This is a genomic window from Hydrogenophaga sp., from assembly GCF_018780075.1.
Taxonomy (GTDB): domain Bacteria; phylum Pseudomonadota; class Gammaproteobacteria; order Burkholderiales; family Burkholderiaceae_C; genus Hydrogenophaga.
The window spans coordinates 63,148-86,711 of record NZ_JADMKB010000005.1; the positions used below are offsets into that span (position 1 = coordinate 63,148).

22 protein-coding genes are annotated in these 23,564 nt (G+C 66.1%); 12 read left to right on the forward strand and 10 right to left on the reverse strand.

The window, feature by feature from the left end; all coding sequences use genetic code 11:
* Positions 1–89 precede the first annotated feature (89 nt).
* The 5 genes from IV088_RS02225 to IV088_RS02245 all read left to right on the forward strand — a co-directional run bounded on the left by IV088_RS02225 (position 90) and on the right by IV088_RS02245 (position 3,666).
* Positions 90–1,310 carry a GNAT family N-acetyltransferase gene (locus tag IV088_RS02225; RefSeq protein WP_291097223.1) on the forward strand — a complete coding sequence of 407 codons (1,221 nt, stop codon included), beginning with the start codon at positions 90–92 and terminating at the stop codon, positions 1,308–1,310.
* An 81-nt stretch (positions 1,311–1,391) separates the two neighbouring features.
* Complete coding sequence (locus tag IV088_RS02230) at positions 1,392–1,709, forward strand: hypothetical protein (protein ID WP_291097225.1); 318 nt, start codon at positions 1,392–1,394, stop codon at positions 1,707–1,709.
* The gene (locus IV088_RS02235; RefSeq protein WP_291097227.1) at positions 1,700–2,164 is read left to right on the forward strand and encodes a polymer-forming cytoskeletal protein; all 465 of its coding nucleotides are present in this window, start codon (positions 1,700–1,702) and stop codon (positions 2,162–2,164) included. The genes IV088_RS02230 and IV088_RS02235 overlap by 10 nt, the downstream gene beginning before the upstream one ends.
* A 59-nt stretch (positions 2,165–2,223) precedes the next feature.
* Positions 2,224–2,748 (forward strand): polymer-forming cytoskeletal protein, encoded by a 525-nt coding sequence (locus IV088_RS02240; protein ID WP_291097229.1) that lies wholly within the window; start codon positions 2,224–2,226, stop codon positions 2,746–2,748.
* Positions 2,749–3,261: 513 nt separating this feature from the next.
* A complete protein-coding gene (locus IV088_RS02245; RefSeq protein ID WP_291097231.1) occupies positions 3,262–3,666 on the forward strand; it encodes a polymer-forming cytoskeletal protein in 405 nt (134 codons plus the stop codon).
* Between the two features lie 87 nt (positions 3,667–3,753).
* Here the strand turns inward: IV088_RS02245 and ppa are convergent, their stop codons facing one another.
* Positions 3,754–4,290 carry an inorganic diphosphatase gene (ppa, locus tag IV088_RS02250; RefSeq protein ID WP_291097233.1) on the reverse strand — a complete coding sequence of 179 codons (537 nt, stop codon included), beginning with the start codon at positions 4,288–4,290 and terminating at the stop codon, positions 3,754–3,756.
* Positions 4,291–4,595: 305 nt separating this feature from the next.
* On the opposite strand from ppa, the gene IV088_RS02255 reads away from it, so the two are divergent.
* The 5 genes from IV088_RS02255 to glp all read left to right on the forward strand — a co-directional run bounded on the left by IV088_RS02255 (position 4,596) and on the right by glp (position 11,387).
* Entirely contained in the window at positions 4,596–7,103 is a 2,508-nt protein-coding gene (locus IV088_RS02255) for a sodium-translocating pyrophosphatase (RefSeq protein WP_291097235.1), read from the forward strand.
* 181 nt (positions 7,104–7,284) lie between these two features.
* Positions 7,285–8,106, forward strand: coding sequence for a metal-dependent hydrolase (locus IV088_RS02260; RefSeq protein WP_291097237.1), 822 nt, complete (start codon positions 7,285–7,287; stop codon positions 8,104–8,106).
* 84 nt (positions 8,107–8,190) lie between these two features.
* Positions 8,191–9,306: a GTP 3',8-cyclase MoaA gene (gene moaA, locus IV088_RS02265; protein ID WP_291097239.1), complete on the forward strand. Its 1,116-nt coding sequence runs from the start codon at positions 8,191–8,193 to the stop codon at positions 9,304–9,306.
* Positions 9,307–9,456: 150 nt separating this feature from the next.
* Positions 9,457–10,080 carry a molybdenum cofactor guanylyltransferase MobA gene (gene mobA, locus IV088_RS02270; RefSeq protein WP_291097241.1) on the forward strand — a complete coding sequence of 208 codons (624 nt, stop codon included), beginning with the start codon at positions 9,457–9,459 and terminating at the stop codon, positions 10,078–10,080.
* Between the two features lie 26 nt (positions 10,081–10,106).
* Complete coding sequence (glp, locus tag IV088_RS02275; protein WP_291097243.1) at positions 10,107–11,387, forward strand: gephyrin-like molybdotransferase Glp; 1,281 nt, start codon at positions 10,107–10,109, stop codon at positions 11,385–11,387.
* Here the strand turns inward: glp and IV088_RS02280 are convergent, their stop codons facing one another.
* The 5 genes from IV088_RS02280 to IV088_RS02300 form a co-directional block, all read right to left on the reverse strand.
* Entirely contained in the window at positions 11,388–12,254 is an 867-nt protein-coding gene (locus IV088_RS02280; protein WP_291097245.1) for an alpha/beta fold hydrolase, read from the reverse strand. It lies immediately after the preceding gene.
* Positions 12,255–12,359: 105 nt separating this feature from the next.
* Positions 12,360–15,461 (reverse strand): efflux RND transporter permease subunit, encoded by a 3,102-nt coding sequence (locus IV088_RS02285; RefSeq protein ID WP_291097247.1) that lies wholly within the window; start codon positions 15,459–15,461, stop codon positions 12,360–12,362.
* 17 nt (positions 15,462–15,478) lie between these two features.
* A complete protein-coding gene (locus IV088_RS02290) occupies positions 15,479–16,780 on the reverse strand; it encodes an efflux RND transporter periplasmic adaptor subunit (RefSeq protein ID WP_291097249.1) in 1,302 nt (433 codons plus the stop codon).
* 147 nt (positions 16,781–16,927) lie between these two features.
* Positions 16,928–17,362: a ribonuclease HI gene (gene rnhA, locus IV088_RS02295; protein ID WP_291097251.1), complete on the reverse strand. Its 435-nt coding sequence runs from the start codon at positions 17,360–17,362 to the stop codon at positions 16,928–16,930.
* Between the two features lie 26 nt (positions 17,363–17,388).
* Entirely contained in the window at positions 17,389–18,207 is an 819-nt protein-coding gene (locus IV088_RS02300) for a class I SAM-dependent methyltransferase (protein WP_291097252.1), read from the reverse strand.
* A gap of 89 nt (positions 18,208–18,296) precedes the next feature.
* Here IV088_RS02300 and gloB point away from each other — a divergent pair, with 89 nt between their 5' ends.
* Together gloB and IV088_RS02310 are read left to right on the forward strand one after the other, a co-directional pair.
* Positions 18,297–19,070, forward strand: a complete 774-nt coding sequence (gloB, locus tag IV088_RS02305) for a hydroxyacylglutathione hydrolase (protein ID WP_291097254.1) — start codon at positions 18,297–18,299, stop codon at positions 19,068–19,070.
* Between the two features lie 5 nt (positions 19,071–19,075).
* Entirely contained in the window at positions 19,076–20,764 is a 1,689-nt protein-coding gene (locus IV088_RS02310; protein WP_291097256.1) for a transglycosylase SLT domain-containing protein, read from the forward strand.
* 39 nt (positions 20,765–20,803) lie between these two features.
* On the opposite strand, the gene IV088_RS02315 is transcribed toward IV088_RS02310, so the two are convergent.
* From IV088_RS02315 to IV088_RS02330, 4 genes are all read right to left on the reverse strand, one after another.
* Positions 20,804–21,796 carry an ABC transporter substrate-binding protein gene (locus tag IV088_RS02315; protein ID WP_291097258.1) on the reverse strand — a complete coding sequence of 331 codons (993 nt, stop codon included), beginning with the start codon at positions 21,794–21,796 and terminating at the stop codon, positions 20,804–20,806.
* Between the two features lie 217 nt (positions 21,797–22,013).
* Positions 22,014–22,418 carry an MAPEG family protein gene (locus IV088_RS02320; RefSeq protein ID WP_291097260.1) on the reverse strand — a complete coding sequence of 135 codons (405 nt, stop codon included), beginning with the start codon at positions 22,416–22,418 and terminating at the stop codon, positions 22,014–22,016.
* 26 nt (positions 22,419–22,444) lie between these two features.
* Positions 22,445–23,050 (reverse strand): recombination mediator RecR, encoded by a 606-nt coding sequence (recR, locus tag IV088_RS02325; protein ID WP_291097262.1) that lies wholly within the window; start codon positions 23,048–23,050, stop codon positions 22,445–22,447.
* A 139-nt stretch (positions 23,051–23,189) separates the two neighbouring features.
* Positions 23,190–23,522 carry a YbaB/EbfC family nucleoid-associated protein gene (locus IV088_RS02330; RefSeq protein WP_236965158.1) on the reverse strand — a complete coding sequence of 111 codons (333 nt, stop codon included), beginning with the start codon at positions 23,520–23,522 and terminating at the stop codon, positions 23,190–23,192.
* Positions 23,523–23,564: the final 42 nt, after the last annotated feature.

Here is a 23,564-nt window from a genome sequence, read left to right on the forward strand (position 1 = left end):
AGGAAAAACAAGGGACGCCAGGCCGTCGCGGTGCGCGTTCCCGTGGCATCGGTACAAGCCCTGCTCGGCGCTCGAACGGGCACACCACCATGGCGCTGAATGATTATGTCATCCGAGTCCTCAACACACCCACAGAGGTGCCCGCGGCGGATTGGGATGCGCTGCTCGATCAGGAGGCCGATCCGAGCCCCTTTCTGAAGCACGCCTACCTCAGCGCTCTGCACCACAGCGGCGGCGCGACGGCGCCCACCGGGTGGCAGCCACGCTTCGTGACGCTCTGGAAAGGCGCGCAACTCTGCGCAGCCTGCCCGCTGTACCTCAAGTCGCACTCCTACGGCGAATATGTGTTTGACTGGGCGTGGGCCAATGCCCATGAACAGCACGGGCTGGCGTATTACCCCAAGGCCTTGGTGGCGGTGCCGTTCACACCCGTGCCAGGCGCCAGGCTGCTCGCACGGGATGGCTCAGCGCGCTCGGCGCTGGTCACAGCCCTGCTGCAGTTCACGAAGCAGGCCTCGCTGTCGTCGTTGCACCTGCTGTTCGCTCAACCGCAGGATGTCGCGGCCTGCGAAGCGGCCGGCATGATGCTTCGGCACACGGTGCAATTCCATTGGCACAACGCGACCTACCGCGATTTCGACCACTTCCTGAGCGGCCTGCAACAGGAGAAGCGCAAGAAAATCCGGCAGGAGCGGCGCAAGGTGGCCGAGGCCGGCGTGCACTTTCGACAAGCCCAGGGCCGAGCCATCACGGCGGACGACTGGGACCTTTTTTACCGCTGCTACGAACGCACCTACCGCGAACACGGCAACCCGCCGTACCTGAACCGCGATTTTTTCCAGCGCATGGCCAATGACATGCCCGAGCACTGGCTGCTGTTCGTGGCCCAGCGCGAAGGACGCGACATCGCCTGCAGCCTGATCGGACTCGACACCGAGCACGGCGTGGCCTATGGCCGCTATTGGGGTGCGATCGAACGGGTGGACTGCCTCCACTTCGAGGCCTGCTACTACCAACCCATCGAATGGTGCATCCTTCACGGCATGCGCCGATTCGAGGGGGGCGCGCAAGGTGAACACAAGATGGCGCGCGCGCTGCTGCCCGTCCAGACGACCAGCGCACACTGGCTGGCCCATCCCGCGTTTGCCGACGCAGTGCAGCGCTTTCTGGAGCGCGAGGGAGAAGGGATCGAGAACTACCTCGAACACCTCGCTCAACGCAGCCCGCTTCGGGCGCCCCCGGCCGCGACCGGCAACGCACCCGTCACCATCGACAATCTGCCGAGCGCCCCTCCACGGAATCAGGTGTGACCAGGGCTTGGGCCACGGACAGCGGGTCTTCTTGGCGTGGCCGGCGGCTTTGTTCAGTTACATTTTCATTACACTCTCCCCATGGATGAGACCGACGCCTTTTTCACTCAAACCGTTGTGGGGGCACCCTTCACGGTCATGATGGGTCGCCGACGCTTGCCCGGAACGCCCGGCGCCGAAGGCATTGCCATCGGCCTGCGGACAGGGGAAAGCGCCCTGACCCGCATGTGGCAGGACTGGGTGGTGTTGAGCCATGCCTGTGACCCGGTCGGACACACCCGGCGGCGGCCAGGCCGCGTGCGGCGCGTGCTGGAGCGGCACGCCCTGTGGCTGGCGGTGCTGGGCATGGGCTCGCTCCTGGTCAGTCTGGTGCTGTGGGGAGCGATGCTGTGGAACTGAAGACGCCCCAAGACACCCTGACGATCGACCCGATCGCCATGAACGTGGTCAACCGCGTGGCGGCGGGTTGCCGCCTCAGTGGTGACTTCCAGTTTGAGGGCGGCCTGATCGTGCAAGGCGAGGTGTCAGGCCAGATCAAGGTCAATGGCCGCTTGATCGTCTGGAAAGGCGGTGTGGTGCGTGGCTCCATCCGGGTGCAAGGTGATTTCTACCTTTTCGGTCAGCTGGGCGCACAGGGGGCATCACCCGAAGACACCCAGCTGGAGTGCATTGGGATGGCCTATGTGGCCCAGACCGGTGTTTCCACCGGCACCCTGATGGCGAAGCGCTTGCAGCTGTACGAAGGCGCGGACCTGCGGGGTCCTTTCAAGACGCTGAAGTTGTCGGGCGCCCTGCCCGTGTTGCATGATGTGCAACCCTCGCAGCCCCTGAAAACATCAGGAAGCCGACCATGAAAGCACGCCGCCACTTTCGCCCCGACCGCCCCCCAGAACAGGACGCAGGACCTTCACCCATGAACGACAACAACGACTACTCACCCGAGCAGGAACCCGCACCGGAGTACCAGCAGGACATGCCCCAGACCCTGGAGGTCGATGTGGGCAGGGCCATGCCGCCCACGATGGCCCAGGCCATTCCGATGTTGCAGTCCGATGCCATGCAAGGCACGCCGATCGACGCCACCGAAGCGACCAATTCGCGCAGCATGCTGGCCGAGGGCATCCATTTCGTGGGCAACGCCGTGCTTCGAGGCCCCTTCAGCGTGGCCGGTCAGGTGGATGGCAATCTGGTTCAGGCCGAAGGCGTTCAGGTCTCGGTGGTGGTGACCGAAACCGGGCGGGTCAAGGGCGACATCACGGCTCACAAGATTTCCGTCATGGGTCACACCGATGGTTTGCTGGATTCGGGCCAGGGCGAGGTCTCGCTGCACGACTCGGCCAGCGTGCACGGACTGGTGCGTTACGGCCGCATTCAAGTCAATGGGGCCGACCTCAACGCCACCCTGGAGCGCGTGGCTCCAGCCCGGAAAGCGATCTGACGGTTTCCATGCTGTGGCCAAGCAACACCAGCCCGCGACCGCCCGCCACATCATCGCCACAGGTCCCAGGCGCGGAGACCGTGCGACGGGCTGCACTCGAAGCGAGCTGGCGTCGGGACAAGCGCGTGGCACGGCGCCGGCTGTTCTGGCGCTGGACGCTCTGGTACATCCGGCGTTTTTCCGCTCCCGTTCTGGTGATCTTGGCGCTGGTTTTTGCAGCCCTTCATTTTTCAGACCGTTGGCTGGTCTGGCCGAACGCCGCTGGAACGCCGATCGCTGCGCCCGCCAAGATGCCGGCGGTCGGGCCCGCCACGCCCCCCGAGACCACGGCGCCCCCTTCAGAACAGCGGCCCCCAACGGACGCCCCCGATGGGATGGACGAACCGATGACATTGCATGCCGCTCAACAGCTGGGTGTCCGGACACCCGGAGCGGCAACCCTCCCCAGCAGGCAGACCGATACACTTCCCCTCAAACCCGAAACCTGGTTGCACAGCAAGGAGCCTTGACCCCATGAGCCACAACCCCGCGTCCACCCGTCTCGTCCCCGCTGAGCGCCTTTCTGCCATCACCAGCCTGATCGCCGAAGGCGCTGTGTTCGACGGCAACTTTCACACCACACGCGACCAGGGCATCAAGGTCGACGGCCAGCTCAAGGGCAACATCACTTTTGAAGCCGGGGGTACGCTCCACGTGGGCGCCACCGGCGTGATCGAAAACACCCGCCTGGAAGCGGATTACGTGTTCATCGAAGGCAAGGTCATCGGCACCGTGATCGCCCGCAAGGCGCTGGAAATCACCGGCTCGGCCACCTTGATTGGCGACGCCAGCTACGACGAGCTGATCGACATGCACCCCCGCGCGCGCGTGCGCGGCAAGATCGAATACCGAGGCGACATCGACGCGGTACAGAACTGATCTTCTTCATCGGCTCAAAGAAAAAGCCTGCCAAGTTGCCCTGGCAGGCTTTTTCTTTGAGCAAGACCCGGGCCATGGGCCCGCAGGTCAGTCTTGCTTGGCGTTGTAGGCGGCGATGCCGTCCATGATTTCCTTGTGGGCGGCGTCCTTGCCTTCCCAGCCCAGGATCTTGACCCACTTGCCCGGCTCCAGGTCTTTGTAGTGCTCAAAGAAGTGCTGGATCGTGTTCAGGCGCATCGGGTTCAGGTCTTCGGGCTTTTGCCATTGGGTGTAGATCGACAGGATCTTGTCGATCGGCACCGCCAGCACTTTGCCGTCTTCACCGGCTTCGTCCTGCATCTTGAGGATGCCGATCGCGCGGCAGGGCACCACCACGCCGGGAATCAGCGGCACGGGCGTGATCACCAGCACGTCCACCGGATCACCGTCACCCGACAGCGTCTTGGGCACATAACCGTAGTTCGTCGGGTAGTGCATGGCGGTGCTCATGAAGCGGTCCACGAAGATCGCACCGGTTTCCTTGTCCACTTCGTACTTGATCGGATCGGCGTTCATCGGGATTTCGATGATCACGTTGAAGGATTCGGGCACGTTTTTGCCAGCGGTGACGTTGTCGAGGGACATGTTGTTTGAGGGAGGTTGGTTGAAAACTGAAGCAGCCGGTGCAGGCCTGCTGCCTTCTGGAGAGGCATCTGGCGTGTCTCATGCGACCGGCACGCCTAGGATTTACCCTGATTTTACTGATTCGAAGCTGACTTACCGGCCCGCTTTCACATGCGCACCATGAATTGCCGCTAAATTCGCCATGTTGGCCAATCGCCCTGTTTCAACGCTGTGCAACGCAGCGCAACCGGCAGCGAGGAAGCAACGCAGCGGGGGCACCCCGGAGGCGTTGCCCCTTCCAAGTCGAAACAACGAGGAGCGATTCAATGGTTGGTCAATCAGCGCTGATATTCGTGTTGGTCTGTGGGCTCGTGGCCGTGGCGTACGGTTTCTGGTCACGCAGCTGGATTCTTTCTCAGGACGCGGGCAATGCCCGCATGCAGGAAATTGCCGAGGCCATTCAAACCGGCGCGGCAGCCTACCTGGCCCGGCAATACAAGACCATCGCGATCGTGGGCGTGGTCATCACCATCCTCATCGGATTCTTCCTCGGCGCCACCACTGCCATCGGCTTCGTGCTGGGCGCGGTGCTCTCGGGCGCATGTGGCTTCATCGGCATGAACATCTCGGTGCGCGCCAACGTTCGCACCGCGCAGGCCGCCACCAGGGGCATTGGCCCGGCACTCGATGTGGCCTTCCGCGGCGGCGCCATCACCGGCATGCTGGTGGTGGGTCTGGGCCTGCTGGGCGTGGCCGGGTTCTTCTGGTTTCTGGTCGGCAACGGCAACCTGACGCCCGTCGAAGACCTCGCCAAGTTGCTCAACCCCCTGATCGGTTTTGCCTTCGGCTCTTCGCTGATCTCGATCTTCGCGCGCCTGGGTGGCGGCATCTTCACCAAGGGCGCTGACGTCGGCGCCGACCTGGTGGGCAAGGTCGAGGCCGGCATTCCGGAAGACGACCCGCGCAACCCGGCCGTGATCGCCGACAACGTGGGCGACAACGTGGGCGACTGCGCCGGCATGGCGGCCGACCTGTTCGAGACCTACGCGGTCACGCTGATCGCCACCATGGTGCTCGGCGCCCTGATGGTCGCCGCGGCGCCCATGCAGGCGGTGCTGTACCCGCTGGTGCTGGGCGGCGTGTCGATCATCGCGTCCATCATCGGCTGCTTTTTCGTCAAGGCCAGCCCGGGCATGAAGAACGTGATGCCCGCGCTTTACAAGGGCCTGGCGGTGGCCGGTGTGCTGTCGCTCATCGCCTTTTATTTCGTGACCCTCTGGATCATGCCGGACAACGCGATCAGCGCCACTGGCAGCCAGATGAAGCTGTTCGGCGCCTGCGCGGTGGGCCTGGTGCTCACGGCCGCGCTGGTCTGGATCACCGAGTTCTACACCGGCACCCAGTACTCGCCGGTGCGGCACATCGCACAAGCCTCCACCACCGGCCACGGCACCAACATCATCGCGGGCCTGGGCGTGTCCATGCGTTCCACCGCCTGGCCGGTGCTGTTCGTTTGCGTCGCCATCATCGCGGCCTATTGGCTGGCCGGCCTGTTCGGCATCGCCGTGGCCGCCACGTCCATGCTCAGCATGGCCGGCATCGTGGTCGCGCTGGACGCCTACGGTCCCATCACCGACAACGCGGGTGGCATCGCCGAAATGGCCGAGCTGCCCAAGAGCGTGCGCGACGTGACCGACCCGCTCGACGCGGTGGGCAACACCACCAAGGCGGTGACCAAGGGCTACGCCATCGGTTCGGCCGGTCTCGCCGCGCTGGTGCTGTTCGCCGACTACACCCACAAGCTGGAGTCCTACGGCCACCAGATCAGCTTCGACCTCTCCGACCCGATGGTGATCGTGGGCCTGTTCATTGGCGGCATGATCCCCTACCTGTTCGGCGCCATGGCGATGGAGGCGGTGGGCCGCGCTGCGGGCGCCGTGGTGGTGGAGGTGCGCCGCCAGTTCAAGGAGATCAAAGGCATCATGGAAGGCACGGCCAAGCCCGAATACGGCCGCGCGGTGGACATGCTGACCACGGCCGCCATCAAGGAGATGGTGATCCCCTCGCTGCTGCCGGTGGTGGTGCCGATCCTGGTCGGCCTGCTGCTCGGCCCCAAGGCGCTCGGCGGCCTGCTCATGGGCACCATCGTGACCGGCCTGTTCGTCGCCATCTCCATGTGCACCGGTGGCGGCGCCTGGGACAACGCCAAGAAGTACATCGAAGACGGCCACCATGGTGGCAAGGGCAGCGATGCGCACAAGGCTGCGGTCACCGGTGACACCGTGGGCGACCCCTACAAGGACACCGCCGGCCCGGCCGTGAACCCGCTGATCAAGATCATCAACATCGTCGCCTTGCTGATCGTGCCACTGCTGCCCGTGGCCGCTGGCTCAGGCCCTGCGGTGGCGCCGCACGCGCCTGCTGCGGTGACGGCTGCTGCAGCGCCCGCTGCGAGTGCCTCTGCCACGGCAACGCCGGCCCCTGCGGCGGCAGCGCCTGCGGCCGATGGCGCTTCTGTGGTGGTGGAAGGTGGCGTGGTCAAGTTCTTCTTTGCCAGCGGCAAGGCGGACGTGGCCGAAGGGGGCGGCAAGGCGCTGGAGCAGGTGGTTGCAGGCGTCGCCATGGGCAAGAAGGTGGTGATCAGCGGTTTCCATGACGCCGCCGGCGATCCCGCCAAAAACGCCGAACTGGCCAAGCAACGCGCCATGGCCGTGGCTGCCCTGCTCAAGGGCGCTGGCGTGGCCGACGACAAGATCGAACTCAAGAAGCCCGAGCAGGCGCAAGCCGATGGGCCGGCCCACCTCGCGCGCCGCGTCGAGGTGATGCTGAACTGATCGCCATTTGAGCCTCTGACATCCAAGCCCCGCAGGCTTTGCCTGCGGGGCTTTTCATTGAGCGATCCCAAACAGCGGACTCCAGCCATGCGCTGGATGCGACAGCGATTCAATGCCAACCGGTGTACGGTCCTATTCAAGCGGCGTACCATGAAACCGTGAACACCGACCCACGCATGCCATGACCGAACTCGTCGTCCGACGCCTGCTGATCGATCTGGACACGCCCGTGCCCCGGCACTGGTGCAACGGCGACGCGTTTCTGACCGCCTGGTTCAATGCGCTGTCGATGAGCTTTCCCGTGGGCGAGCAGTTTTTCATCGACTCGGTGCGCAACGGCCTGAAGGCCCTCCCGCCCGAGCAGCAGGCGCGGTACCGCGAAGAGGTGCAAGGCTTCATTGGCCAGGAGGCCACCCACCGCCGCATCCACGCCATGTTCAACGCACAGCTGGAGAGGCACGGTCTGGACAACGCCTGGGAGCCGCGTGCGCGGAAACGCCTGCAGCTCATGGAAGGCAGCGATCCGCGTCACGGTCTGGCCATCACCGCCGCCAACGAACACTTCACGGCCCTTTTCGCCGAATGGATGCTCTCGCATCCGCACCGGCTCGACGGCTGCGAGCCGCGCCTGAAAACCCTGTGGCTCTGGCACAGCGCCGAAGAGGCCGAGCACAAAAATACCGCCTTCGATCTGTACCAGGCGCTGGGCGGCAGCCACGGCTGGCGGGTCAAGTGGATGCGGCGCGTGACGGTGATCTTCCTGTCTGACACGCTGCGCCAGACCGCACACAACCTGAGGCGCGACGGCACGCTTTGGCGCTGGTCCACCTGGGTCAGCGGCACACGGCATCTGCTGGGGCGAGAAGGCCTGCTGCGCCAGAGCGTCAAGCCCTGGCTCGCTTACTTCCGCCCCGACTTTCACCCCCGCCAGCAGCACAGCGAACTCTCGGCCCGCTGGCTGACCGACAACGCCAACGCCTACACCCCCGTGGGTGCGACCTGAACCCATGGCAGCACCCCGCCGAAAGCCTTGTGCGGACAAGGCTCACCGGCCCAGCGGATGTGCAGCGTCCACCATAATGCGGGTATGTCCGATCGCGTGATTCCCCTTGTTGACCAGCGCATCGCTTCGCTGGTGGCCCGCATTCCCTCGATGCCCATTGCAGCCACCGGCCTGCTGGGCGACGCGCTGGGCCGGCCCTTGCGTGACCTGCGCATCAGCGTCACCGACCGCTGCAACTTCCGCTGCAGCTACTGCATGCCCAAGTCGATCTTCGACAAGGACTACCCCTACCTGCCCCACAGCGCCCTGCTCTCTTTCGAAGAGATCACCCGCCTGGCGAGCCGGTTTGTGGACCACGGCGTGCAGAAGATCCGCCTCACCGGTGGCGAGCCGTTGCTGCGCAAGAACCTGGAAATCCTGATCGAACAGCTGGCCGCCTTGCGCACCACCGAAGGCCGGCCGCTGGACATCACGCTCACCACCAATGGCTCGCTGCTGGAACGCAAGGCCACGGCACTCAAGGCGGCCGGGCTGCAGCGCGTGACCGTGAGCCTCGACGGTCTCGACGACGCGGTGTTCCGCGCCATGAACGACGTGGACTTTCCGGTGGCCGACGTGCTGAACGGCATCGAGGCCGCCCGGGCGGCGGGTCTGGGTCCGATCAAGATCAACATGGTGGTCAAGCGCGGCACCAACGAGCATGAAATCCTGCCGATGGCGCGCCACTTCAAAGGCACGGGCATCGTGCTGCGCTTCATTGAGTACATGGACGTCGGCGCCACCAACGGCTGGCGCATGGACGAGGTGATGCCCAGCGCCGAGGTGGTCGCGAAGATCCACGCCGAGCTGCCGCTGGTGCAGCTCGATCCTTCCTCGCCCGGCGAGACCGCCGAGCGCTGGGGCTACGCCGATGGCTCGGGCGAAATCGGCGTCATCAGCAGCGTCACGCAGGCCTTCTGCCGCGACTGCAACCGCGCCCGGCTCTCCACCGAAGGCAAGCTCTACCTCTGCCTGTTCGCCAGCCAGGGCCACGACCTGCGCCACCTGCTGCGCAACGGCACCAGCGACGCCGACCTGGGCAGCGCCATCGCCGCCATCTGGCAGGGCCGCGACGACCGCTACTCCGAGTTGCGCGCCTCCATGCCCCCGGACGCCTCCACGGGTGGGCGGCGGGTGGAGATGAGCTACATCGGGGGGTAGATGACGCCCCCCTGCGGCGTCACCCCCCAGGGGGCGATGCAAGCGGCCCGGCAAAGCCGGTTCCACCGCATCCTGGATTTCTGTCACATCGCTCCGGAGACTTTCATTGAGCCACCCGCTGACACATGTATCTACTTTGCGAGGTCTCCCTTGATCCAAGCTTCTGAAATCACCGCCCTCGTGCTCGCCGGCGGCCGTGGCTCGCGCATGGGCGGGGTCGACAAAGGCCTGCAGAACTTCAATGGCACGCCGCTGGCGCTGCACGCCCTGTTGCGCCTGCAGATGCAGGAAGGCGGCCTGATCGGTGAGCTGATGGTGAACGCCAACCGCAACCTCTCGGCGTACGAGGCCTTTGGCCACCCGGTCTGGCCCGACACGCTGTCCGACTACGCCGGTCCGCTGGCGGGCTTTCTCACCGGCATGGAGCGTTGCGAAACGCCCTACCTGCTCACCGCGCCTTGCGACACACCGCTGTTCCCGATGGACCTGGCCCGGCGCCTGGCCGCCGCGTTCGACGACCCGTCCACCGAGATCGCCATGGCCGCCGCCCGCGAAGAGGACGGCCAGCTGCGCACCCAGCCCGTGTTCTGTCTGCTGCGGGTGGGCCTGCTGGAGAGCCTGGTGGCCTTCACGCAAGCCGGGGGCCGCAAGATCGACCGCTGGACCGATCAGCACAAGACCGTGGTCGTGCCCTTCGACCAGCCCGGCGATCACCCCCGGGCTTTCTTCAACGCCAACACCCTGGCCGAACTGCAGTCGCTCGAAGGCGCCTGAGTTCCCGCCACTTCCAACGCTGTCCCATGTCCACGATCGAACAGATCGCCGCCGCCCTGCAGGGCTACGACCCCAAGGCGCTGGCGGCCGCCAGCGTCAACCAGTTCCTCGCGAAGCTGGTGGATCCCGTGACCGACACCGAGCGGGTGGGCGTGTTCGCCGCGCTCGGCCGCGTGCTCGCGCAGGACGTGGTCTCGCCGATCAGCGTGCCGCCGCACGACAACTCGGCCATGGACGGCTTTGCCTTTGACGGCAGCCAGCTCGTCAAAGGCCAGTCGCTCACGCTGCGCCTGGCCGAAGGCACGGCGTTCGCCGGCAAGGCCTGGACGGGCGTGGCGGGTGTTGGTGCCTGCGTGAAGATCATGACCGGCGCCATCATGCCCACGGGCATGGACACGGTGGTGCCGCTCGAACTGGTGAAGGTCGACGGCGATCAGGTCCACATCCCGGCCGACGTGCTGCAACGCGGCGACAACCGCCGCTTCCTCGGCGAAGACCTCATGGCCGGCCAGCCCGCCCTGCGCCAGGGCCAGACGCTCGGCCCCGCCGCGCTCGGCCTGATCGCCAGCCTGGGCCTGGCCCAGGTGCCCGTGTTCCGCCGGATCAAAGTGGCCTACTTCTCCACCGGCGACGAAATCCTCAGCCTGGGCGAACCGCTGCGCGAAGGCGCGGTGTACGACAGCAACCGCTACACCGTCTTTGGCCTGCTCACCCGCCTGGGGGTGGAGGTGATCGACATGGGCGTGGTGAAAGACGAGCCCGCTGCGCTGGAAGCCGCCTTCCGCGAGGCCGCGCGCGGGGCCGACGCCATCATCACCAGCGGCGGCGTCAGCATGGGCGAAGCCGATCACACCAAGGCCATGATGAAACAGCTGGGCGACGTGGCGTTCTGGCGCATCGCCATGCGGCCAGGGCGTCCGATGGCGGTGGGCAAGATCACGGAGAGTGGCAAGAGCGCCGTGCTCTTCGGTTTGCCCGGCAACCCGGTTGCGGTGATGGTGACCTTCCTGGCTTTTGTGCGCCCTGCCCTGCAGCGTTTGATGGGCAGTGCGGTCACCGAACCGGTGCTGCTCAAGGCCCACAGCGCCGAGGCCCTGCGCAAGAAACCCGGCCGAACCGAGTACCAGCGCGGCACGGTCGCCCGCGGCGCCGATGGTCAATTGAGCGTGCGCACCACCGGTAACCAGGGGTCCGGCGTGTTGAGTTCCATGGTGCAAGCCAACGGCCTGATCGTGCTGCACCACGCCCAGGACAACGTGGCCGTGGGCGACGAGGTGGACGTGATGATGTTCGACGGCGTGATCTGATCACGTTGCCGCGCGCGCGTCCACGCCGCGCCAGAACGCCAGCGCTTCGGCATTGAAGCGTTCCGCGCATTCCACCATGGGCGCATGCCCGCACCGGTCCCACACCTGCACCGACACATCCGGCAGATGTTCTCGCAACACGTCGGCGTGCGCCGCAGGCACGAAGCGGTCGTCCCGGCCCCAGACCACGAACGTGGGCACGAGCAAATCGGGCAAAGCGGCTTGCAAAGCCTGCACCTGCGGTGCGTCAAACCCGCGCAGGTTCACGAAGCTGCGCAGGGTCTTCAGAAAAGCCGCCTGTGCGCCGGGCAGGCGCGCGAGCCGGCATTTGGACGCCACGAGTTCATCGGTCACAAACGCGTCCGGGTCGGCAAAGGCCTTGCGCCACAGCATGCGTGTGCCCCTCAGGTTGGGCAGCGTGGCGAGTTCGCCCAGCAGCGGCACGGAGGCCAGGCGGAACTCCAGCAAGGTGGGCCGCTCGGCCATGCCCGCCGGGTCCACCAGCAACATCGACCTCACGCGCTCGGGCGCCTCCCTGGCGCACTCCAGGGCGAGACGGCCACCGAGCGAATTGCCCGCCAGGTGCGCGTGCTCAACGCCCACGGAGGTCAAAAAATCCAGCGCAAAACGCGCCAGGCGCGGGATGTTGTAGGTCTCGTCCGCCGGCTTGTCCGTCAACCCCGATCCGAGCAGATCGACCGCGAACACCCGGTGGTGGGCCGCCAGCGCTTCGATGTTGCGCTGCCACTCCAGCACCGAACAGGCGATGCCGTGGAGCAGCAGCACAGCGCTTCCCTGCGTCCCCATCTGCCAGAAACGGGTGCGGATGCGGCCGACTTGAACGAACTGGTCTGGGGGTGGAGTCATGGTTTGAACGGCCGACAGGAAGATCGCAGCAATCCTGCCGTCCTCACCTGGGCCGGTCAACCTGCGGTGCCAGGTGTACCGTTGTGGCACACCCGACACATCACCTCACTTCGCGACCAGCACCTCATGCGGTGCAGTGTGCCCGGTAGCGGCGGGACCATCGGCCGGCAGCACCCGCGAGCCATGCCGGTCACGCGCCAGCAGCATGTACATCGTCGGCACCACGAAGACCGTGAGCAGCGTGCCCAGGCTCATGCCGCCGACGATCACCCAGCCGATCTGCTGCCGGCTCTCGGCACCCGCGCCGGTGGCGAGGGCCAATGGCATGGCGCCCAGCACCATGGCACCGGTGGTCATCATGATCGGGCGCAGGCGCAGCGCGGCCGCCTGCTTGACCGCTTCCAGCTTGTCCAGGCCCTGCTCACGAAGCTGGTTGGAAAACTCGACGATCAGGATGCCGTGTTTGGTGATCAAGCCCACCAGGGTGATCAAGCCGATCTGACTGAACACGTTGAGCGTGCCGCCACTGAACTTGAGCGCCAGCAGCGCGCCGAGCATCGACAGCGGCACGCTGAGCATGATGATCAGCGGATCGACAAAACTCTCGAACTGCGCCGCCAGCACCAGGTAGATGAACAGCAGCGAGAGCGCGAACACTATGGCCAGCGACCCCGACGAATTCTTGAACTCACGGCTCTGGCCGTTGAGGTCGGTGGTGTAACCCGCGGGCATGATCTCGGTGGCAATGCCGTCCATGACCTTGAGCGCGTCGCCCAGGGCCAGCTCGGGTGAGAGGTTGGCCGTGATGGACGCGCTGCGGCGCTGGCCGAAGTGGTTCAGCTCGCGCGGCACCACGACCTCGCGCAGGGTCACCAGCGAGGCCAGCGGGATCATGGCCTCGCCCCGGCCGCGCACGAACAGACCATCGATGTCTTCGGGCGCACTGCGGTCGCCCGAGACGGTCTGGACCACCACGTCGTATTGCTCGCCGTCGCGCTTGTAGCGCGTCACGACCCGGCCACCCAGCATGGTCTCGACCGTGCGCGCGATCACATCCACGTTCACGCCCATGTCGGCGGCCCGCTCGCGGTCCACGTCCATGCGGATTTCGGGTTTGTTCAGGCGCAGGTCGGTGTCCACCTGCAAGAAGCCGGCGTGCTTGGCGAGTTCGTCCTGGAACTGACGCACCACGCGCGAGAGGTTCTGGTAGCTGTCGGACGTGACGATCACGTAGTTGATCGGGCGCTCTCGAAAGCCCTGGCCGAGCGATGGGGGTGTGATCGGGATCGCGCTGATGCCAGGCAGGCTGGCGAAACGCGGCGCGAGCTCGCGGGCGATCTCCTGCGTCGTGCGGCTGCGCTCTTCCCACGGGGTGGCGCGCAGGAACACGCTGCCCTGGGCCACGGTGGGGTTGCCGATGTTGGAAAAGATGCGGTCGAACTCGGGGTAGTCCTGGCCGATGCGCTCGATGGCCTCGGCGTAACGCCGGGTGTAGGCCAATGTGGCACCGTCCGGGCCGTTGATGTTGGCGAGGATCACGCCACGGTCCTCCAGCGGCGACAGTTCCTGCTTGGTGGACTGCAGCAGCAACCAGCTGCCCACCGCACTCGCCACCATCACGGCCACCACCGCCCAGCGCGCGCCCAGCGCCAGCGACAGGACCCGGCTGTAGCCATTGGTAATGCCGACCAGGACACGCTCCATGAACCCGTCAAACCGTCCCGGATTCGGGTTGTGACGCAGCAGCCGCGACGACAGCATGGGTGACAGCGTGAGCGCGACAAAGCCCGACACCACCACCGCGCCGGCCAGCGCCAGCGCAAACTCGGCGAACAGCCGCCCGGTGCGCCCCGGCGTGAACGCCAGCGGGGCGTACACGGCCGCGAGCGTCAAGGTCATGGCCACCACCGCAAACCCGATTTCCCGGGCGCCTTTGATCGCCGCATCGAACGGTTTCATGCCCTCCTCGATGTGGCGGTAGATGTTCTCCAGCACCACGATGGAGTCGTCCACCACCAGGCCGATGGCGAGCACCAGGGCCAGCAGGGTGAGCGTGTTGATCGAGAAACCGAAGAGCCCCATGAGCGCGAAAGCGCCGATCAGGCTGACCGGAATGGTCACCAGCGGGATGATGGACGCGCGCAGCGTGCGCAGAAACACGAAGATCACCAGTGCCACCAGCACCACCGCTTCGGCGATGGTCGTGTACACGGCCTTGATCGAGCGGTCGATGAACACCGAGTTGTCGTTGGCGATGTCCACCGTCACGCCCGGCGGCAGGTCGGTCTTGACCTTCTCCAGCAACTGGCGCACACCGGCCGAGAGTTCCAGCGGGTTGGCCGTGGCCTGGCGGATCACGCCCAGCGACACCGAATCGCGGCCGTTGAGCCGCACCGAGGTGCGTTCGTCCTGCGGGCCCTGCACCACCCGCGCCACATCGCCCAGCCGGATCGACTGGCCGTTGACGGTGCGCAGCGTGACCTCGCGGAACTGGTCGGGCGTCTGCAGATCGGTCGCCGCCGTCACGTTGAATTCGCGCAGCGAGCTCTCGATGCGACCGGCGGGCACCTCAAGGTTGGAGCGGCGCAAGGCGTCTTCCACGTCCTGCACCGTGAGCCGGTAAGCGGCCAGGCGGTCGGGGTCGATCCAGATGCGCATCGAGTACTTGCGCTCGCCGTACACCCGCACGTCGGCCGCGCCGGGCGCGGTCTGCAGCACCGGCTTGGCCAGCCGGTTGGCGAAATCGGACAGCTGCAGGGCGCTGTGGGTGTCGGAACTGAGCGCCAGCCAGATCACCGGAAAGGCATCGGCCTCGACCTTGGCGATCACCGGCTCATCGATGCCCTGGGGCAGGCGCTGTCGCACACGGCTGACCTTGTCGCGCACGTCGGCCGCGGCCGAGTCGGGATCGCGCTCCAGCTTGAAGCGCACCGTGATGTTGCTCTGCTCCTGCCGGCTGGTGGAGGTGATCAGGTCCACACCTTCGATGCCCGCCAGCGAATCTTCCAGCGTCTTGGTGATCTGGGACTCCATCACCTCGCTGGACGCGCCCACAAAACGCGTCTGCACCGAGACCGTGGGCTCGTCGATCTTGGGGTACTCGCGCACCGTGAGCGCGTTGAAGGCCACCGCACCCACCAGCAGGATGAGCATGGACAGCACCGACGCAAACACCGGGCGGCGGATGGAGATTTCGGGCAGTTGCATGGAAGGTCTCCTGACAATCAGCCAGCGCTCTTCGCAGCGGGCGCGGCACCAGGCGTTTCAACCGCGGCGGGCGCGCCGGGCTGCGGGGAGGCCCCCGGCTTGGCGCCACCGGGCTGGCCGCCGCCGGGGCGGCTCATGTCCACCACGCGGACCGGCGTGCCGTCTTTCTGAAGGCGCTGCTGACCGGCCACCACCACCGTATCACCGACCGACAGGCCGGACATCACCTGCACCTGCGGGCCGCGCCGAACGCCGAGCTGAACCTCGGTGCGGCGCGACACACGCTTCTTCGCGTCGCCCTCGCCTTCGTCCTCCAGACGGAACACGAACTGCTTGCCCGCCTGCGGCACGATGGCCTCTTCAGGCACCACCAGCGCCGCGTCATTGACCGAGAAGATCGTGGTCACCCGGGCGAACATGCCGGGGCGCAGCTCACCCTTCGGCGACGGCGGCAGCGTCGCGCGAACCGACACCGAGCGCCCGTTGGCATCGAGCAATGGATCCACCGCCTGCACGCGCGCGCTGAAATTCTGGCCCGGCAGGGCATCGAGCCGCACCTGCACCACCTGGCCCGCGGCGATGCGGGTCTGGTAACGCTCGGGCAACCTGAAGTCAACCGTGAGCGCGGACGTGTCTTCCAGGTTCACCAGATCGGCCCCGTCTTTCACGTAGTCGCCCAGGTTCACGCTGCGAAGCCCGAGAGTGCCGTCAAACGGTGCCGTGATGCGCATGCGCGCGAGCCGGGCCTGGGCGAGGGCCACCTGCGCTTCTGCGACCTGCAGACTGGCCTGGCTTTCATCGAGCACGCGCCGGGCCACGAAGTTCTCGGCAACGAGTTCCTGGTTGCGTTTGAGGTTGGCGCGGGCGATGGAGAGCTGCGCCTGCGCCTGGCTGAGTTCGGCGCGCTGAAGGGTGTCGTCGAACTGCACCAGCAGCTGGCCTTTGCGCACCCTGGCACCATCGGCGAACGCGACCTTTGCCACCCGTCCGCTCACCTCGGGCCGCAGCGTCACGCTCTGGCGGGAGCGCAATGTGCCCACCGCCTCCGCATCGTCCTGCAGGCGCATGGTGCCCACCTTCACCACCTCGACCCCGGGCATGCCGCCACCACCGGCTCCGCCCTGCCCCCCTCCTGGCGCACCACCGGCCGGATGGCCCGGTCCGGCGACCGCGCCCCCGGCCGGGGCTGCACCAGGCGAGCCAGCGGCCGCGCCGGTCGCGGATCGGGTGGGCGCTTTGTTCTGGAACCACCACGCGCCGGTCGACGCCAGCGCCAAACCACCGACAGCGACCCAGACGTAGAACTTCTTGTTTGCCATGTGCAAGAACCTGGAGATGAAACGCGGAGGGGTTCACCAGCGGCAGACCCCGGAAAAGTGACAAAAAGCAATGTAGCAGTGCTTGAGCCACAGGCACGCCCACAAGTTCAATACCCGCTTGATGCCCGCGTCACGCGGGCCGGTCCGTCAGCCGGGCACGCCCCGGTTGGCCAGCGCGTCGGCGCGCTCGTTGCCGGGGTCACCGGCGTGGCCCTTGACCCAATGCCACTCGATGTGGTGCACGCCGTCGTGCGCCAGCGCGTCGAGCTTTTGCCACAGGTCGGCGTTCTTCACGGGCTCCTTGGCCGCGGTCTTCCAGCCCTTGGTCTTCCAGCCGTGGATCCACTCGGTGATGCCCTTGCGCACGTACTGGCTGTCGAGGTACACCGACACCTTGCATGGCCGCTTGAGCGCGGCCAGACCCTCGATCACGGCGGTCAGCTCCATGCGGTTGTTGGTGGTTTCTCGCTCACCGCCCCAGAGTTCCTTTTCATGCCCGCCGGCCTTGAGGAACACGCCCCAGCCGCCCGGGCCAGGATTGCCTTTGCAGGCGCCGTCGGTGTACATCACCACATGGTTCAAAAGAGGGTCTCCAGGAGGAAAAAAAGTCAGTGGCGGTTGGCGACCGACGCCGGCGCCGCCATCACCGTGCGGCGCGGGCGCCAGGCCGGCCCGAGCAGGCGCACGCCGCGCACCCGCTTGACCGCCACCACAAAATAGACGGCGCCAAAGATGGGCCACCAGCGGGGGCCGGCACGGTCCATCCAGGCCATGCGCTGCAGCCACTTGTCGCTGCGAACCGCTGGCCTGTAGCAGCCGAAGCGCTCCGACTCTACTTCAAAACTCAGCAGCCGCAGCCAGTCGCGCAAACGCCCCGGCCCGATGAAGTCACCGGCTTCCGGCAGGTACAGACGGGACACGCCCCATGCCGAGAGGCCCATGCGGTCGGCCAGCCGGCCACGGCTTTGTCGCAGGCCCCAGAGGCTGTTGGGATTGAACCCGGAAATCACCACCCGGCCTTCGGGCACGAGCACCCGCTCCACCTCGCGCAACACATGGTGGGGGTCGGCACTCAACTCCAGCGTGTGGGGCAGCACGACCAGGTCGATGCTGGCTTCCGGGAAGGGCAGCGCGGCGGCGTTGGTGACCAGGGCCACACGCGGCGATCCGTTCGATGGGGAGAGCGGGTCTTCATCGCCGCTCGCCCCGAGCGCCGTATCGCCCATGAACTCCTCGGGCAGCGCCAGCCAGCGGTGGGGCATGCGGTTGGCCTCCAGCGTGTGCAGTTCGGACAGCCCCAGCTGCAAGGCGTTGTACCCAAACAGGTTGGCCACCGCGAGATCAAACTGAGCCTGTTCCCAGGCCAGAAGATACCCACCTGGAGCGGTCTGAAACCAGTCGGTCAAACTTATAATCGGAGGGTTCATGTGGGGTGTTGCAACGTCGGTCTGGCAGAGGTCGCCGCCCTCGGCCCCGGTCCAGATACTCTACACGCCCGCTCCCCGGGTTCCGCGCCATGACCTTGTTTCCTGTCCCGGCCTTCAGCGACAACTACATCTGGGTCTTGCACGACGGTCAACGTGCCTTGGTGGTCGATCCGGGTGAGGCCAGCGGCGTGATGGCCTGGCTGGCCCAGCACCGGCTCACGCTCGACACCATCCTCATCACCCACCACCATGCCGACCATGTGGGCGGCGTGGCTGCCTTGCGCGACGCCACGGGCGCTCGCGTGATCGGACCGGCCCATGAACCCATGCCCGAACCGCTTGAACGCGTGGGTGCCGGTGAGGTGGTGAAGGCGCTGGGCCTGAACTTCGAGGTGATCGAGGTGCCCGGTCACACATCGGGCCACATCGCCTACTTTTGCGCCGAGGTGGACGGTGCGCCCCTGCTGTTCTGTGGCGACACCCTGTTCTCTGCGGGCTGTGGCCGCCTCTTCGAAGGCACGCCGGCCCAGATGCTGGATTCATTGAGCCGGCTTGCTGCCCTGCCCGGCACCACCCGCGTCTGCTGCACACACGAATACACGCTGTCCAACCTGCGCTTTGCCCGCGCGGTGGAGCCGGGCAACGCGGAGTTGAGCGCCTACGCGGAGCGCTGCCAACGGTTGCGCGAGCGGAACCTTCCCACGCTCCCCAGCTCCATCGAACTGGAAAAGCAGATCAACCCTTTCTTGCGCGCCCATGTGCCAGCCGTCGAGCAGTCCGCCCGCGCGCACGATCCCCATTCATCCCCTGGTCCGTTGGGCGTGTTCACCGCGCTGCGCGCCTGGAAAAACACCTACCAGTGAGTCCCATGACCTCTTTCACACCCCGCACGGACGGCATCGTGCCTCCCCGCCAGAGACTCAAGCTGGCCGTGCTTGGCCTGGCCCTGCTGCTGGGTGCCTGCGCCAGCGCGCCGCCACCACACCCGACGGCGCCGGTGACCACCGCCCGCCCGGCGTCACCGCCCCCCGCTCCCTCGGTGCGGGCGCCGAGCGCGGACCTGCCCGCTCACGCCCCGCTGAGCGACATCGCGCTGGCATCGGCCACGCCGCCGCCGGTCGTGATGCTGTCCGCGCCGACCGACATCTGGGACCGCATCCGCCGGGGCCTGGCCATGTCCGATCTGGACAACGACATGGTGCGCGACCGCGAGCAGTGGTACGCCAGCCGGCCGGACTACATCCAGCGCATGACCGAGCGCTCCAGCCGCTACCTGTTTCACATCGTCGAAGAGATCGAGCGCCGCAATCTGCCGATGGAGCTGGCGCTGCTGCCCTTCATCGAAAGCGCCTTCAACCCGCAGGCCGTGTCCAGCGCACGTGCGGCCGGCATGTGGCAGTTCATGCCCGCCACCGGCCAGTCGTTCGACCTGAAGCAGAACGTGTTCCGCGACGACCGCCGCGACGTGCTGGCCTCCACCCGCGCAGCACTCGACTACCTGGAGCAGCTTCACGCGCGCTTTGGCGACTGGCACCTCGCGCTCGCGGCCTACAACTGGGGCCAGGGCAACGTCAACAAGGCCATCACGCGCAATCAGCGAGCGGGCCTGCCAGCCACCTACAACGACATCAACATGCCGCTGGAAACGCGCATGTACGTGCCCAAGCTGCAGGCGGTGGAAAACATCGTCGCGCGCCCGGAAGCATTCAGCGCCCAGCTGCCCCTGATCGGCAACCACCCGTTTTTCGACACCGTGACGCTGGAACGCGACATGGACGTGACGCTGATCGCAGGCATGGCCGGCATCAGCGAAAAAGACTTCCGCTCGCTCAACCCCTCGATCAAGCAGCCCCTCGTGATGGCCGCGGGCACGCCCAACATCCTGCTGCCCTGGGACAACGCCAAGGTGTTCGAGGACAAGCTCAAGGGGTACCGGGGCCAGCTCGCGAGCTGGACCGCCTGGGTCGCACCGACCACCATGAGCGTGGCCGAGGTGGCAGACCGGGTGGGCATGAGCGAGTCGGAATTGCGCGAGGTCAACAACATCCCGCCGCGCATGAAGGTGCGTGCCGGCTCCAGCCTGCTGGTGCCTCGCAGTGGACAGCGCAACAACGACGTGAGCGAGTTTGTGGCCGACAACGCGCAACTCAGTCTGGCACCCGACATCATTCTCAAGCGCTCGACCGTGCGCGCCCGCAAAGGTGACAACCTGGCGCGCCTGGCGCAGCGCTATGGGGTGAGCGCCGCGAGCGCGGCCGGATGGAACCGCATGTCGGTCAATGAGCGGTTGAAGACCGGTCAGCGCATCACCTTGATGCTGCCGCGCTCGGTCAAGCTGGCCAGCGGTTCGGCACCATCGCGCAAGAGCGCCGCTGTCTCCGTACGCAAGAAGGGACGCGAGGGCAAGGCCACGGCGCGGGCGGAAAAACGCGCGGGCAAGCCCGTCAAGCAAGCCCAACGAGAAAAGCCCGTTCGGCAAAGCCAGGCAAAAAGCAAGCGCGCCGGGGTCAAGGTCGCTGCCGAAGGCAAGAACGGCCGCAAGGCGCGCAAGAACTGAAGAACGCCCTCTCAGGCCGGTCGGGGTGCCCGCAAGGCCTCAGGCCCGGAACCGGGCTTTGGCCTTCTGAGCCAGGGTGTTGGTGTAGGTCAGCGCCAGGTCCAGCTTCTTGGGCGCAGCGCCTTCGTCGAACCGCTCCAGCACACGGGCCACGTTCTGCGGCCCGCTCTCTGGCATCAGGCCATCGGGTGCCCAGGCTTCGCGCGCCCGGCTGAACGCCGCGAGGTACAGCGCCCGGTCACCCGAAAAATACGACTCGGGCACGGTTTTGTTGATGTCCGACGGCCCTGCCGTCTGAAGCCACTTCAGCGCATGCACCACCGCATTCACCATCGCCTGGCACTCGGATGGGTTGTCGGCCAGGTACTCGGCCGACACACTCAGACAACCCGCCGGCATCGGTCCGCCAAACACCTCGGCGTTGCCGCGCACCGTGCGCGTGTCCGCCACCACCCGCAACCCCCCGTCCTGCTCCAGTTGCGTGATCACCGGGTCGGTGTAGCAGATTGCATCGATCTGACCGCTCCGAAAGGCCGCCACCGCCGCTGAAGGGCTGCTCATGGGCACGTACTGCACGGCATCGCTGTCCAGCCTGGCGTTGGCCAGCAGCACCTGGGTCAGGCGCTGGCTGGCCGAACCCATGGCCGTCACGGCCACCTTTCGGCCGCGCAGATCGCGGACATCGCGGAAGGCGCCCATGGTTTTGCGCGAGACCCCCAGCACCAGTTGCGGGGCCCGCCCTTGCAGCACGATCGAGGGAAAGGCCTGGCCGCGCGCCTGCAGCCTGATGGCGAGGCTATAAGGACCAGACAGGGCCTGGACCGATCCCGACAGCAGCGCCTGGAGCGCGTGACCCGGCTCGCTCAGCTCACGCACCTGAACGTCCAGCCCCTCCGCAGCGAAATAGCCGAGGCGCTCTGCGATGGTCAATGGCAGGTAGCAAAACGCCGACTTCTTTTCGACCGCCAGCTGCACACGTCCGATGGGCGCGCGCGGCAACGCAGGCGGCGCAATGGGTCTGACTTGACCCATCGCCGCAGGCACCCCTGCACCCAGTGCAGCCGATGCCAACCAGCGCGCGCAATCACGGCGACTCCACATGCCACATCCTCTCTTGTCCCTGACTTCATTGAAGCACCGAGACTAGGGGAGGACAGGCACGCGCGCATCGGGGCGACTCCCGAGCGGGTTTTCACCGAGAACAAGTTTGCAAGCAAATGTCAGCGCGGCGCGGGCACGCGCGACGCGATCAGATGAACAGGATCGCGATGTTCACCGCCAGTGCGACCGCCCAGACCAAGCTGCGCAGCGTGGCCATGTCGGCCAGGTAGAACAGGATGTACATCAGGCGCAGCACGATGTAGAGAAACGCCATCAGATCCAGCCGGGTCTGGAACGCGCCGAGCTGGTGCGCAATGATCACGGCCCCGATGTAAAAAGGCAGGGCTTCAAAGCTGTTGGCTTGGGCCGCGTTGGCGCGCGCACGCCAGTCACCTTGCCGTGCCAGCCAGGCGCGCGGGTTGTGGTTGTCGAAACCACCCTCCCGGTGTGGTTTGGCAAACATGCCCCATTTGGCCAGGCCCGCGCACACGATGGGCAGCAACGCAGCCACCGGCACCGTCCAGTAGGCCAGGGTCAATCCGGCGAATGTCATGTCGCGCTCTCCAGGATGGTGGCCGCTCAGCGGCGGTCCACCAAAGCATGGGCAATGGTGCCCAGATCAACGTATTCCAGTTCGCTGCCCACCGGCACCCCTCGCGCCAGCCGGGTCACGTTCACGCCTCGCGCCTTGAGCGACTGCGCAATCACATGCGCCGTGGTTTCGCCCTCGGCGGTGAAGTTGGTCGCCAGGATCACTTCGCGCACCTCGCTCTGCCCATCCACCTGCGCGTCGATGCGGTCAAACAGCTTTTGCAGGCCGATGTCGCGCGGCCCCACACCATCGAGCGGACTGAGCTTGCCCATGAGCACGAAGTACAGGCCCTTGTAGGCACCGGTGCGCTCCATGGCGTCCTGATCCGCGGGTGTTTCCAGCACACACAGCTGGCTGCGGTCGCGCCGCGCGTCCAGGCAGGTGGGGCAGATGTCGTTTTCGGTGAAGGTGTGGCAGAGCGCACAGTGCTTCACTTCGGCACACGCATGCTGCAGCGCCTGCGCCAGGTGCAGCGCACCCTCGCGGTCGTGCTGCAGCAAATGAAACGCCATGCGCTGGGCCGACTTGACACCCACCCCGGGCAGACGCCGCAGCGCCTGCACCAGCAGTTCAAGGGAATGGGCTTCAGCCATGGATTTTTTCTTTCAGTGCCAGCAACGCAGCCTGCGAATGCAGGGCAAGGCGCGGGCATCAGGTCACCGGATGGACTTCAGGTCCATGAGGATCGCCTGATCGGGCCCGCAACGCCGTCCTGCGCCCGAGCGGTGGCTGTCAGAACGGGAATTTCATGCCGCCCGGCAGGCCTGGCATGCCGGCCGTGAGCTTGCCCATCTTCTCGTTCGACGTTTCTTCGGCCTTGCGCACGGCCGCATTGAAGGCCGCTGCGACCAGATCTTCCAGCATGTCCTTGTCGTCGGCCAGCAGGCTGGGGTCGATGGTGACGCGTTTGACGTCGTGTTTGCAGGTCATCAGCACCTTCACCAGGCCCGCACCAGATTCACCGGTGACCTCGATGAACGCCAGCTCGTCCTGGGCTTTTTTCAGGTTGTCCTGCATGGCCTGCGCCTGCTTCATGAGACCAGCGAGTTGTCCTTTGTTGAACATGGTGTTCCTTGTGTTTTGATTGGAGAAAAATGGGTCGTGAGC

Excerpts from the sequence above, each read along its gene's own strand:
- IV088_RS02225 (WP_291097223.1), top strand. The coding sequence starts at position 90 with ATGGCGCTGAATGATTATGTCATCCGAGTCCTCAACACACCCACAGAG.
- IV088_RS02230 (WP_291097225.1), top strand. The coding sequence starts at position 1,392 with ATGGATGAGACCGACGCCTTTTTCACTCAAACCGTTGTGGGGGCACCC.
- IV088_RS02240 (WP_291097229.1), top strand. The coding sequence starts at position 2,224 with ATGAACGACAACAACGACTACTCACCCGAGCAGGAACCCGCACCGGAG.
- IV088_RS02245 (WP_291097231.1), top strand. The coding sequence starts at position 3,262 with ATGAGCCACAACCCCGCGTCCACCCGTCTCGTCCCCGCTGAGCGCCTT.
- ppa (WP_291097233.1), bottom strand. The coding sequence starts at position 4,290 with ATGTCCCTCGACAACGTCACCGCTGGCAAAAACGTGCCCGAATCCTTC.
- IV088_RS02255 (WP_291097235.1), top strand. The coding sequence starts at position 4,596 with ATGGTTGGTCAATCAGCGCTGATATTCGTGTTGGTCTGTGGGCTCGTG.
- IV088_RS02260 (WP_291097237.1), top strand. The coding sequence starts at position 7,285 with ATGACCGAACTCGTCGTCCGACGCCTGCTGATCGATCTGGACACGCCC.
- moaA (WP_291097239.1), top strand. The coding sequence starts at position 8,191 with ATGTCCGATCGCGTGATTCCCCTTGTTGACCAGCGCATCGCTTCGCTG.
- glp (WP_291097243.1), top strand. The coding sequence starts at position 10,107 with ATGTCCACGATCGAACAGATCGCCGCCGCCCTGCAGGGCTACGACCCC.
- IV088_RS02280 (WP_291097245.1), bottom strand. The coding sequence starts at position 12,254 with ATGACTCCACCCCCAGACCAGTTCGTTCAAGTCGGCCGCATCCGCACC.
- IV088_RS02285 (WP_291097247.1), bottom strand. The coding sequence starts at position 15,461 with ATGCAACTGCCCGAAATCTCCATCCGCCGCCCGGTGTTTGCGTCGGTG.
- IV088_RS02290 (WP_291097249.1), bottom strand. The coding sequence starts at position 16,780 with ATGGCAAACAAGAAGTTCTACGTCTGGGTCGCTGTCGGTGGTTTGGCG.
- IV088_RS02300 (WP_291097252.1), bottom strand. The coding sequence starts at position 18,207 with ATGAACCCTCCGATTATAAGTTTGACCGACTGGTTTCAGACCGCTCCA.
- gloB (WP_291097254.1), top strand. The coding sequence starts at position 18,297 with ATGACCTTGTTTCCTGTCCCGGCCTTCAGCGACAACTACATCTGGGTC.
- IV088_RS02310 (WP_291097256.1), top strand. The coding sequence starts at position 19,076 with ATGACCTCTTTCACACCCCGCACGGACGGCATCGTGCCTCCCCGCCAG.
- IV088_RS02315 (WP_291097258.1), bottom strand. The coding sequence starts at position 21,796 with ATGGGTCAAGTCAGACCCATTGCGCCGCCTGCGTTGCCGCGCGCGCCC.
- IV088_RS02320 (WP_291097260.1), bottom strand. The coding sequence starts at position 22,418 with ATGACATTCGCCGGATTGACCCTGGCCTACTGGACGGTGCCGGTGGCT.
- recR (WP_291097262.1), bottom strand. The coding sequence starts at position 23,050 with ATGGCTGAAGCCCATTCCCTTGAACTGCTGGTGCAGGCGCTGCGGCGT.
- IV088_RS02330 (WP_236965158.1), bottom strand. The coding sequence starts at position 23,522 with ATGTTCAACAAAGGACAACTCGCTGGTCTCATGAAGCAGGCGCAGGCC.